Source organism: Micromonospora sp. NPDC049523, from assembly GCF_040676775.1.
GTDB lineage: Bacteria > Actinomycetota > Actinomycetes > Mycobacteriales > Micromonosporaceae > Micromonospora_G.
Window position 1 is genome coordinate 151,867 of the sequence record NZ_JBFAPP010000009.1, and the last position, 11,683, is coordinate 163,549.

Consider the following 11,683-nt stretch of genomic DNA (forward strand, 5'->3'; position numbering starts at 1 on the left):
GCTGACTCGCCCGTACCCGCTCCCGGCGCGCACCGGAGGGTTCGGCCGCCGTACGTCGGCAGCCGACCCCGACGGCCGTCAGAGGCCGATCTTGCCCGTGCCGGAGCCGGCCGTCACGACCGACTTGATGTTGTTCGGATCGGTGACCGTGTAGCTGTAGTACGTGCTCGGTTCCTGCACCGTGCCGCCGGAGTCACCCGGCTCGCTCGTGCCCGCGAGTACGTTGTTCCGCGCCACCAGCCGGCCGCGCGACCCCGCGTAGCTGACCGACCAGGGCACCTCGACGTCCTCGAAGTAGTTGCCCTCGACCACGCAGCCGGAGTTGAGCTGGCAGGCGACACCGACATCGGTGTTGTAGACGAAGTAGTTGTTGAACACGTGCACCGGCTCACCGAAGCGGACCCGCGGATTGCGCTGCGGCGTACGGTCGAACCAGTTGTTGTGGTACGTCACCTTCAGGTAACCGACGTCCTGGGCCGCGTTGCTGTCGTCGTGGCCGAGCAGCATGTTCTTCGTGTGGTGGTGGGTGTGGTTCCAGGAGACCGTGACGTAGCTGGCCCCCCGCTTGATGTCGATCAGCCCGTCGTAGCCGAGCGACAGGTCGTTGTGGTCGATCCAGACGTGGTGCGTGAACATCTGCACGTTGATCGCGTCGTCCACCGTGTTGCGGAAGTTCAGGTTCCGCACGATGACGTTGTGCACCGCGTCCGCGGGCGGACTGGTCGCGTCGCTGACCGGGATGCCGATGTTGAGTCCGCCGCCGGTGATCCCGGAGCTGGCGCCGACGCCCACGATGGTCTTGTCCGAGGTCACGTCGTGCATCGGTCCGGGCAGCGCGATCATGCCGCTGACCCGGATGTTGAGCGGACCGGACTGGGCGATCGCGCTCAGCAGCTCGGCCGGGGTGTCGACGGTCACGGTCGGGCCGCCGGCCCCACCGGTGGTGCCGTTCTGGCCGAGTGCGTTGACCGACGCGAAACCGATCGGCGGCGCACCCGGATCCAGCGGCGGCTCGGTCGGCGGCAGGGTCGGGCCGGTGGTCGGGCCGGTCGTCGGCGGCGGGCCGGTCACGGTCGCCACCTCGACGTCGTCGAACGAGGCGCTGGCGTACGAGGTGGCAAGCCCGGCCCGGCCGGAGCTGAAGCCGCTGTCGGTGGCCTGGACCACCAGGTTGCCGTTGACGTACCCGCGCAGTGAGCTGCCGACGGCGTCCAGCCGCAGGGTCGCCCAGGTGCCGACCGGCACCGCAGCCGACCCGGTACCGAGCGCCACCGGGTCGCCGCCGGCCCGCTTGACCAGTTGCACCGCGCCGCCGCTGGTCACCACGAGGGCGTAGTAGCTGCTGCTGCTCTGCGCGCGGGCGACCACGCCGACGTGCCGGTTGGCGCCGTTGAAGCCGGTCGGCTTCACCCGCGCCTGCACGCCGTAGTCGCCCCAAGTCGGCTGGCCGACCAGGGTGCGGGCGTCGCTGCTCTGGCCGGACTGGCGGTAGGCCAGCGAGCCGTCGGTCACCACCGACCAGCTACCGCCGGACTTCGACCAGCCGTTGGAGTTGCCGTCCTCGAAGGTGTCCGACAGCAGCGTGTCGGCGAACGCGTACGGCATCCCGAAGGTCACCGCGGCGACGCTGAGGGTGCCGGCGGCGACCGTCGCGGCGAGCACGCGCCAGGTCGGTCGTCCCCGGGTCCGGATGGATTTCACAGTGGGCCTCCTGTGGTGGTGGGACAGGGTTGGGGGTGGGACGGGTTCGGGCGGACGGGTTCGGGGGTGGTGGGAAGGGCCTGCGGGACGGGCGGGCCCTTCCCACCGGGTCAGACGGGTAGGCGGTTGGCGCCGGCCAGGAGTTGGACGGCCAGCGGGACCAACGCGGTGGGCAGGGGTGAGGTGGCGCGCAGGGTGGGGGTCCAGCCGGCGTCCGCACCCAGATCCGGGTCGTGGGTGCTGTTGTAGGCGTCGAGCAGGCTGGTCGGCCGGGGCCAACCCCCATCGGTACGGACCCAGCTACCGCGCTCGGTGAGCGCGGTGCCGCCCCAGTCGTAGAGCAGGTCCTCCGGCGCGATCCCGTCGTCGACGGCGAAGAAGTTGTTCTCCGCGTAGAGGGCCGACTGGACGCCGACGCCGAGCGCGTACTGGAAATCCGGTCCGGCGAGTTGGTAGTGGTTGTTGTAGAGGTCGACCTGGCCGAACCGCACCCGGGGCAGGCGCTGGAGGGTGCCGGCGAACAGGTTGTGGTGCAGGGTGACGTTGAGCCGGCCGACGTCCGGGCCGACCGTGTTCGACGAGCCGATCAGCATCACCTTGTCCCGGCCGGTGAACCGGTTGTAGGAGACGGTGACCCGGCTGGCGGTGTGGGTGATGTCCAGCGACCCGTCGTGCACCTGGTACGGACGACCGAAGTAGACCGGCTGCGCCGAGTCCGGGTTGTCGCCGTCGGTGAAGGTGCTGTGGTCGACCCAGATGTTCTCGCTGCGGCGTACCGAAACCTGGTCGAACTGCGAGTTCCAGTTTCCGTTCTCACCGTCGGTCGGCGCCCAGGCCGGGAAACAGTCGCGGGCGTCGTCGAAGGTGAGGTTGCGGACGATCGAGTTGCTGGCGCCGTCGAGCATCAGGGTCAGCCCGGCCAGCGTCGCGCCACGCAGCCCGATGATGGTGGTGTTCGGCCCGACGTTGATCTGGGTCTGTCGGGTCTGGTTCGCCACCGACCGCACCCGAGCCGCCTCGACCGGTCCGCTCGGCGCCACCCGCCCCCAGACCGCCGGGTCGTACGCGGCCAGATAGGCGGGCAGGCTGTATTCCGGATCAGCCAGGTCGGCGCAGTCCAGGAGCGTTCCGTCAGCGGCTTCGTAACCGTCGATGGAACCCTGGACGTAGATTATCTTCGGGGTGGCGTTGCTCCGGTTGGTGGCATTGTCGCCACCGAGTGCGGCCACCAGTTCGGCACGGCTGTCCACCACGTGGATCTGGTCTTCGGTGGCGGCGGAACCGCCGGTCGTACCAGGTCCGGCGGCGGCCCAACCGTCATTCGCCGGCAATGCCTGCCGGCCCAGCAGACGGGCTCCCCAGGACAGTCGGTCATGTGATCCACCTGCGGTTACGGCCGTTCCCGGCACTACCGCGAGCGAGATCCCCACCAGTACGGCGGTCAACCTGATCAGTCGCATCTGCACTCTCCGCGTCTGCCTGTCGATTTCCGGTTCCGTAACGCGTACGAAACCTGTTCACAAACAGACGGTAAGGAAACGCAGTCATATGAGTCAATGCGCTGCGTGTGCAGTTATGTTGCAGAGAATGGAGGCATTATTAATTGCCTCGGCCACCCGTTGGCCGAGAAGTGGGTATTCGGTCCGATTCCTACCGCACGGCTGTTCCAATAATTTGCAGCCGGTTTTCCGTACGCGGCTCAGCCATTGCCCGTCTCCTCGCCCAGCGTCACCCGGTACGGCTTGACCGCCCACGGCACGCCCAACTCGTGCAGCAGCGCACCGGACTCGGCGGCCTGCCGCAGCACCCCGTTGACCCCCCGGATCGACCACACCCGGTCCGGCGGTTCACCCGTACCGAGCACGTTCTCGCCGCCCAGCAGGGCCGGTTCGGGAGCCGCGTGGATCGCCTCGATCAGCGCGGTGAAACCCTCCGTACGGTCCAGCGGCACGATCAGCGGCACCCCTTCCGGGTCGGCCCGGTGGTCCAGCAGGTTCGCCAGCAGGCCCACCCGACCGGGGACCTCGCGCGGCTCCGGGTAACCCGGCAACAGCAGCCGGTCGGTCGGATACTCCAACACGGCCCGACCCGCCGTACCGCGCACGATCACCTCACCGGGGACGAACTCCTCCCCGGCCAGGGTCACCGCCGCCACCACCGGCAGGCCGGAGCGGAGCGTCACCCGCAGCGAGGCGGTGTCGTCCACCTCGATCGGCCGGGTCCGGTACCGCTCCAGCTCGACCGCCACCGGATCGGCTCCCCGTCCACCGAGCCGGGACGGCACGGCGGCGGCCACCGCGAGACACTGCATGACCGCGTGCGCCAGCGGGTTGACCAGCGCGCCGTCGAGCACCGGATGCCCGTTCAGGCTGCGCCGGCCGGCCCACGGGGACCGGGCGTAGTAGGCGTCGGTGCGTTGCCAGGAAGCGACCGTGGCGATGCCGGTGATCGTGCCGAGCCTGCCATCGGCGACCGCGGCGAGCAGTTCCACCAGGGCCGCCGAGCCGAGCGCCTGGAAGCCGACCTGGATCGCCCGGCCACTGGCCGCCCGCGCCATCGACAGGGCCCGGTGCTCGTGCGTACCGAGCACCGGCGGCTTCTCCAGCAGCAGATCGGCCCCGGACGCGAGCACGTCCAGGGCGATCGGCAGGTGCGTGTGCGGCGGCGTACAGACGACCACCACGTCCGGGCGGACGGCCCGGAGCATCTCGCGGTGGTCGGTGAAGACCGCCGCGGTCTCGGCGGCCTCCGCGTCCGGCAGCGGCTCGACCGGCCGTACGTCGACCAGCGCGACCAACTCCAGCCGGGCGGCAGCACCCAGTTCGGCGATGACCTGCCGGTGCCAGCGGCCGTGGCCACTGGCACCGATCAACGCCACCCGGGGCGGCCCGGCGGATTGTCGCCCGCCCGCCACCGCTCCGGACCGCCGGTCGGTCATGTCGCACCCGCCAGGGTCGCCTCGACCCCGTGCCGGTCGAGCGCGGTCAGCCACTCCAGCACCAGTTCGCGAACCACCTCGTCGGCGGCGAGTTCGGAGGGGAAGATCTCGGTCAGGCCGAACAGCGAGTCGACCACGCCGGCCGGGGTGTCCTTGCCGGCGCTGAGCGCCGCCCGGATCCGGTCGGCGAGCGGGTCGTCCAACGGCAGCGGGGTGCCGTCGTCGGCGCGCCCCTGGACGAACCGCATCCAGGCGGCGACCGCCAGTGCCGCGTAACGGGGTGAGTGTCCAGCCGCCCGCAGGTCGATGACCGTGTGCAGCATCCGCTGCGGCAGCTTCTGCGAACCGTCCATCGCCACCTGGATGGTCCGGTGCCGGATCACCGGGTTGGCGAACCGTTCCAGCGCCTGTTCACCGTAGTCGACCACCGAGACACCGTCCGGCGGGCTGAAACTACGTGCCACGTCCTCGGCGATCAGCCGACGCAGCACCTCACGCAGGTGCGGGATCTCCAGCGCGTCGGCGATCGTCTCCCGCCCGGCGAGCGCGCCCAGGTACGCGGTGGCCGAGTGCACCCCGTTGAGCGCCCGCAGTTTCAGCCGCTCCCACGGGCCGGCGTCGTCGGTCAGCACCGCACCCGCCTGCTCCCAGGCCGGACGTCCACCGAGGAAGTTGTCCTCGATCACCCACTGCCGGTACGGCTCCGCCGCCACCGCGGCCAGGTCGGTGAAGCCCAGCGCGGTCTGCGCGGCGGCGAACGTCTCGGCCGTGCTCGCCGGCACGATCCGGTCCACCATGGTCCCCGGATACGTCACGTTCGTACGCAACCAGTCGGCGATCCGCTCGGCCCGCGCCCGGTTGGCCCCGTTGCGCCCACCTGCCGCCTCGGCCAGCATCGCCAGCGCCTGGCCGACCAGGCTGTGCAGCCGCTTGCCGTTCGACGGCAGGTTGTCGCAGCTCACCAGGGCCAGCGGACCGGCATCGGCGACGGCTCGGGCGAGCAGGCCACGGACCAGCAACCCGGGGACCGTACGCGGGTCCCGGTCGGTGGTCAGGTCGGCGGTCACCTCGGCGTCCGGGCTGAACCGGCCACTGGCCGGATCGAGCTGGTACGCCTTCTCCGTCACCGTGAGCGTGACCATCCGGATCGCCGGATCGGCCAGCAGCGCCACGATCGCGGCCGGATCGCTGGGCGCGTGCCGTACCCCGGCGAGCGCACCGATCACCTGGGTCTCGCTGCCGGCCCCGGAGAGCGTGGTGACGCTGAACAGGCAGTCCTGCGCGGCGAGCTGGTTCACCACCTCGGTGCTGCGCGGCGCCACCCCGACGATGCCCCAGTCGCCACCGCCCCGCGCGACCGCCTGCTCGGTGTAGACCGCCTGGTGGGCCCGGTGGAACGCGCCGAGGCCGAGGTGCACGATGCCGGCCGGAACGGTCCCGGGCCGGACCAGCGGGCGGGTCGAGGAGGGCAGCCGGCGCAGGGCACCGAGCCCCAGCGGCGACGCGCCGACGGTCACCGCCATGCCGGGCCGTCCGGGAAGCTGAACTCCGCGATCGAGGCGGGCTTGATCGTGGCGCTGTAACCGGGCAGCTCCGGCAGTAGGTACCGGCCCTCGCGGGTGCGTACCGGGTCCTCGAAGTGCTCGTGCAGGTGGTCGACGTACTCGACCATGCGGCCGTCGAGCGAGGTGCCGACCCGCAGGTAGTCGAAGATCGCCAGGTGTTGGACGTACTCGCAGAGGCCGACCCCACCGGCGTGCGGGCAGATCGGCACGCCGAACTTGGCCGCCATCAGGATCACCGAGAGCACCTCGTTGACCCCGCCGACCCGGCAGGCGTCGATCTGGCACACCCGGATCGCCTCGGCCTGGAGGAGCTGCTTGAAGATGACCCGGTTCGCCGCGACCTCACCGGTGGCCACCCGTACCGGTGCCACCGCGCGGGCGATCCGGGCATGCCCGAGTACGTCGTCCGCGTGCGTCGGCTCCTCGATCCAGTACGGCTCCACCTCGGCCAGCCGCTCCATGTTGGCGATCGCCTCGTCCACGTCCCAGACCTGGTTGGCGTCCATCATCAGCAGCGCGTCCGGGCCGATCTCGTCCCGGATGATCCGGGCCCGTCGTACGTCGTCGTCGATCGGGCCGCCGACCTTCATCTTCATCGCCCGCCACCCGTCGGCGTACGCCGCCCGGGTCAGCGCCCGCACCTTCTCGTCCGGGTAACCGAGCCACCCGACCGACGTGGTGTACGACGGGAAGCCGCTCTCCTCCAGCTCGGCCAGCCGCTCCTTCAGCCCGACGAGTCCGTTGTCGAGGATGGCGGTGGCGTCGGCCGGGGTGATGGCGTCGCTGATGTGGTGGAAGTCGATGCTGGCCACGAGTTCCTCGGTCGGCATCTCGGCCAGCAGTCGCCACATCGGCTTGCCGGCGAGCTTGGCCCGCAGGTCCCACACGGCGTTGACCAGCGCGCCGGTCGCCATGTGGATGACGCCCTTCTCCGGGCCGAGCCAGCGCAACTGCACGTCGGCGCTGAGCGAGCGCCAGAACGTGACCGGATCCGCGAAGATCTCCTCCACCGTACGGCCGACCACGTGGTGGGCCAGCGCCTCGATGGCACCGCAGGTCAGCTCGTTGCCGCGACCGTTGGTGAAGGTGAAGCCGGCGCCGAAGACCCCGCTCGGGTCGTCGGTGCGCAGCTCGACGTAACTGGCCGAGTAGTCGCCCCGGTTGATCGCGTCGGAGCCGTCGCCGGCCGCCGCGGTCGGGAAGCGTACGTCGTGCACCTCGGCGGCGGTGATGGTCACCGTCATTGCAGCTTCTCCCCGATCTTGAAGACCCGCTTGGGCAGGTGGTACGCCAGGTCGACGATCGTCTCGGCGGCCTCGTCCAGTGGCAGCCGCTCCTCGGCGACCAGCCGGGCCAGGAAGCCGGCGTCGATCCGGCGGGACACGTCGTGGCGTACCGGGATGGAGCAGAACGCACGGGTGTCGTCGACGAAACCGGCGGTGTTGTAGAAACCGGCGCTCTCCGTGACCGCTTCGCGGAACCGGCGCAGTACCTCGGGCGAGTCCAGGAACCACCACGGCGCACCGAGGTAGAGCGCGGCGTAACCGCCGGCCAGCGGGGCGAGTTCGCGGGTGAAGGTGTACTCGTCCAAGGTGTAGACGACCAGCCGCAGCCGGGGGTCGTTGCCGTACGCGTCGAGCAGCGGGGTGAGCGCGTGCAGGTACTCGGTGGCCTGCGGGATGTCGCCGCCGACGTCGCGCCCGTGCCGGCCGTACAGCCAGCGGTTGTGGTTGCGTACGGCGCCCGGGTGCAGTTGCATCACCAGGCCGTCCTCGATCGACATCGCGGCGAACTCGACCAGCATGTGCGCCCGGAACGCCTCGGCGTCCTCGGGCGTGGCGGTGCCGAGCCGACCCCGGTCGAACAGGGTGGCCGCCTCGGCCTGGCTCAACCGCAGGGTCAACGCGGTCGGGTGACCGTGGTCGGACGAGGTCGCCCCGGCCGCGATGAACGCCTGCCGGCGCAGCCGCAGGGCTTCGAGATACCCGGCGTACGACGCGGTGTCCGTGCCGGCGACGGCACCGAGCCGTTCGACGTTCTCGGCCCAGCCGTCGAACTCCATGTCGACCACGTTGTCCGGCCGGAACGTGGTGATCACCCGTCCGCCCGGTCCGCCCCAGCCGTCGGCCGCCAGCTTGGCGTGCCGGCCCAGGTCGTCCAGGGGCGACTCGGTGGTGGCCAAGGTCTCGATGTTGAACCGCTCGAACAGCGCCCGGGGGCGGAACGCCGGCTCGGCCAGCCTCGCCGCGATCTCGTCGTAGATCTCGTCGGCCGTCTCCGGCCCGAACACGGTGCTCACCCCGAAGACCCGGCGGAACGTCTGCTCCAGCCAGAGCCGCGACGGAGTGCCCCGGTAGAGGTGCCAGTTCGCGGCGAACCGGCGCCAGATGGTCCGCCCGTCGGTCTCCACGGGCGCGCCGTCGACCGTGGGCACGCCCAGGTCGGCCGGGGGGATGCCCTGGCTGAGCAGCATCCGGGTCAGGTAGTGGTCAGGAACGATGATCAGCCGCGCCGGGTCGGGGAACGGAGCGTCCTCGGCCAGGATGGCCGGGTCGACGTGCCCGTGCGGGGAGATCAGCGGTTGGTCCTTCGCCAACGCGTACAGCTCCCGCGCGATCGCCCGTTGGGTGGGCTCGGCCGGGAGGAGCAGGTCAGCTCCTGGTAGTGGGGGCACGGAAGCGGGCTCCTCGTGATCAGGGAATGTTGAGCAGGTCGGCAACGCGGACCGGCTGGCCGGTCTCGAAGGAGCGGTTCGCCGCCAGACCGGTGAGCAGCGCGAGCGCGCCGTCGCGGGCGGTGGCACCGCGGTCCATCGGGTCGGGGTGCCCACCGAAGAGCACCCCGGTCATCCGTACGTCGGCACCACCGTGACCGGTACGGGTGTAGCCGGACACCGGCACCTGCCGGGCCTGCTCCCAGAACGGCCGGACGGTCAGCTTCGCCCAGCCCTCCTCGATCGCGGCCTGTACGCCGTGCAGCGCGGCGCCCTTGAGTTCACCGGCCGCGTACGGGCTGACGAAGTCGCTCTCCACGACCTCAAGCTCCAGCCGCCCCTTGCTCCCGTTGACCATCACCCGGTAGCCCTCCCAGGGCGCGTACGCGGTCAGGTGGTACGTCATGGTGGCGCCGTTGGAGTACCGGGCCAGCACCGACATGTCGTCCTCGATGGTGACGCCGGGCGCGAAGACGTTCTGGTCCCGGTGGTAGCCGTCCTCGGCCTCCGCGTCCAGGTAGAGCGCCCGCAGGCGGGGGTGGCTGGCCAGGTGCAGCGCGAACGGGTCACCGGCGGCGGCCGGGGAGCCGTGTGCGCGCTCGTAGTCGCGCGCGTACCCGTGGCGTTTGCCGTTCTCGCCGTAGAAGAAGAGCCGACCGGAGGCGTAGACCTCCTCCGGCACCGCGTCCAGCCACCAGTTGACCAGGTCGAAGTGGTGGCTGGCCTTGTGCACCATCAGGCCGCCGGAGTTGGCCTTCTCCCGGTGCCAGCGCCGGAAGTAGTCGGCGCCGTGGCGGACGTCGAGCAGCCACTCGAAGTGGACCGACCCGATCTCGCCGATCTCACCGGCGGCGAGCACCTCGCGCACCTTCTCGTGCAACGGGTTGTAGCGGTAGTTGAAGGCCACCGAAACCTTTCGGCCGGTGGTCGCCACCGCGTCGAGTATCCGCTGGCAGCGGGGCACGTCGATGGTCATCGGCTTCTCGGTGATGACGTCCCGGCCGGAGCGCAGCGCGGCCACGATGTACTCGTCGTGCACCCGGTCCACCGTGGTCACCAGGACCACGTCGACCCGTTCCTTCTCGAGCATGGTCGTGTAGTCGGCGGCCAGGTACGTCGGCACCGAGTCGAAGCCGAGTTCCTCCAGCCACTCGTTGTGTGCGTCCATCCTGGCCTGGTTGACATCGGCGAACGCGACCAGCTCGGCGGTCGCGGGGTGGTCGAGTACGAGCGCGCGGACGAACATCTCGGCCCGTGCGCCGGTGCCGACCACGGCGTAACGAAGTCGCTTTCCGGGTTCTGTGGACATCCCGCTCGGCCTCCGTGTGACTGCCAAAGGCCGGTGGTGGCCTCGGTGTGACTGCAAAGGTTTGCAGCCGAAGTAACCACGTGAGGACTCTCGTCGTCAACGATCGACAACAAACCGGCGTATTTTCTCCGGATTTACGAAGGTATGACGGCATCGAAGGCCGCTCGCCGCAACAAACCCGTAACCAAGGCCCGTTGACACCAGAGCAACCGTTTGCATTAATTGGCGACACCCAATGTGATGACAAGCACAACCGTCGGCCACCGGACACCGGCCGGCGTGGAGATCGAAGGGACTCGCGTGCCAGCCACCATCCGAGACGTCGCACGTGCTTCCGGCGTGCACATCTCCACCGTGTCCCGCACGTTCTCCGCCCCGCACCTGGTCAACCCGGAGACCCGTCTCCGCGTGCTGGCCTGCGCCGAGCACCTCGGCTACCGACCCAACCGCGCGGCTCGCGCGCTGATCACCGGCCGTACGCACAACATCGGCCTGATCGTCGCCGACATCGCGAACCCCTTCTTCCCACCACTGATCAAGGCGGCCGAAAGCCAGGCCCGGCACCGCGACTACCACATCTTCGTGGCCGACACGAACGAGGACCCGGCCGCCGAGGAGGACCTGGTCCACGCGCTGGCCAAACAGGTCGACGGCATCCTGCTCTGCAGCCCCCGCATGAGCAACAGCCTGATCGAGCAGCTCAGCCGCGAGGTGCCGCTGGTCGTGATCAACCGCCAGGTGACCGGACTACCGGCGGTGGTGATGGACGTCGGACAGGGGGCCCGGCTGGCGATCGAGCACCTGACCGGGCTCGGACACCACAACCTCGCCCTGCTCGGCGGCCCCCGCGGCTCCTGGACCAGCCGTGAGATCCGTCGGGCGGCCACCGCCGCCGCCCGCTCCGCCGACGCGGCGCTGACCGTACTCGGCCCCAACCCGCCCACCGAGGGTGGTGGCATCGCCAACGCGGAACAGGTCCGCCGGGCGGGCGTCACCGCTGTCCTCGCCTACAACGACCTGATGGCGATCGGCCTGATGGAAGGGCTCGACTCGCTCGGGATCCGGGTGCCCCAGGAGGTCAGCGTCGTCGGAATAGACGACATCGCGCTGAGCCGACTGGTCCGGCCGAAATTGACGACGGTGGCCACACCAACAGCGGCCGCCGGCCGGACGGCCGTCGACATGCTGCTCCAACACGACAGTGCCGCCGCCCACCGCAACCGGGGTGGGAACAGGACCGTCGCAGCAGACGACCGTCGTACCACCGCACAGGTAATGCTCCAGACCGAATTGGTCATCCGCGACTCGACGGGGCCCCGCCCACCGGCCGTTTCCGGCCGGACCAGCCCCGCGGCCACCACCACAACCGCTGACCCGGGCCCGCACAGCCCTGCGGACCCGGTCAACGCGGCCGCGGTCAACCCCGAAGCTGTCGCCTCCTAACGCCAAGGAGTGAG

General features: G+C 70.3%; 8 protein-coding genes. 1 reads left to right on the forward strand and 7 read right to left on the reverse strand.

The window, feature by feature from the left end; genetic code table 11:
- Positions 1 to 78: 78 nt before the first annotated feature.
- The 7 genes from AB0J90_RS16305 to AB0J90_RS16335 form a co-directional block, all read right to left on the reverse strand.
- Positions 79 to 1,701 (reverse strand): family 16 glycoside hydrolase, encoded by a 1,623-nt coding sequence (locus tag AB0J90_RS16305; RefSeq protein WP_363596506.1) that lies wholly within the window; start codon positions 1,699 to 1,701, stop codon positions 79 to 81.
- Between the two features lie 110 nt (positions 1,702 to 1,811).
- Positions 1,812 to 3,155, reverse strand: coding sequence for a pectate lyase (locus AB0J90_RS16310; protein ID WP_363596833.1), 1,344 nt, complete (start codon positions 3,153 to 3,155; stop codon positions 1,812 to 1,814).
- A 245-nt stretch (positions 3,156 to 3,400) separates the two neighbouring features.
- Positions 3,401 to 4,639 carry a Gfo/Idh/MocA family oxidoreductase gene (locus tag AB0J90_RS16315; RefSeq protein WP_363596508.1) on the reverse strand — a complete coding sequence of 413 codons (1,239 nt, stop codon included), beginning with the start codon at positions 4,637 to 4,639 and terminating at the stop codon, positions 3,401 to 3,403.
- Positions 4,636 to 6,162: a mannitol dehydrogenase family protein gene (locus tag AB0J90_RS16320; RefSeq protein ID WP_363596510.1), complete on the reverse strand. Its 1,527-nt coding sequence runs from the start codon at positions 6,160 to 6,162 to the stop codon at positions 4,636 to 4,638. The genes AB0J90_RS16315 and AB0J90_RS16320 overlap by 4 nt, the downstream gene beginning before the upstream one ends.
- The gene (locus AB0J90_RS16325) at positions 6,153 to 7,448 is read right to left on the reverse strand and encodes an enolase C-terminal domain-like protein (protein WP_363596512.1); all 1,296 of its coding nucleotides are present in this window, start codon (positions 7,446 to 7,448) and stop codon (positions 6,153 to 6,155) included. The genes AB0J90_RS16320 and AB0J90_RS16325 overlap by 10 nt, the downstream gene beginning before the upstream one ends.
- A complete protein-coding gene (uxaC, locus tag AB0J90_RS16330; RefSeq protein WP_363596514.1) occupies positions 7,445 to 8,878 on the reverse strand; it encodes a glucuronate isomerase in 1,434 nt (477 codons plus the stop codon). The genes AB0J90_RS16325 and uxaC overlap by 4 nt, the downstream gene beginning before the upstream one ends.
- 19 nt (positions 8,879 to 8,897) lie before the next feature.
- Positions 8,898 to 10,226 (reverse strand): Gfo/Idh/MocA family oxidoreductase, encoded by a 1,329-nt coding sequence (locus AB0J90_RS16335; RefSeq protein WP_363596516.1) that lies wholly within the window; start codon positions 10,224 to 10,226, stop codon positions 8,898 to 8,900.
- 300 nt (positions 10,227 to 10,526) lie between these two features.
- On the opposite strand from AB0J90_RS16335, the gene AB0J90_RS16340 reads away from it, so the two are divergent.
- The gene (locus AB0J90_RS16340) at positions 10,527 to 11,669 is read left to right on the forward strand and encodes a LacI family DNA-binding transcriptional regulator (protein ID WP_363596518.1); all 1,143 of its coding nucleotides are present in this window, start codon (positions 10,527 to 10,529) and stop codon (positions 11,667 to 11,669) included.
- Positions 11,670 to 11,683: the final 14 nt, after the last annotated feature.

Coding starts and splice junctions, on each gene's coding strand:
- AB0J90_RS16315 (WP_363596508.1), bottom strand. CDS start 4,639: ATGACCGACCGGCGGTCCGGAGCGGTGGCGGGCGGGCGACAATCCGCC.
- AB0J90_RS16320 (WP_363596510.1), bottom strand. CDS start 6,162: ATGGCGGTGACCGTCGGCGCGTCGCCGCTGGGGCTCGGTGCCCTGCGC.
- AB0J90_RS16325 (WP_363596512.1), bottom strand. CDS start 7,448: ATGACGGTGACCATCACCGCCGCCGAGGTGCACGACGTACGCTTCCCG.
- AB0J90_RS16335 (WP_363596516.1), bottom strand. CDS start 10,226: ATGTCCACAGAACCCGGAAAGCGACTTCGTTACGCCGTGGTCGGCACC.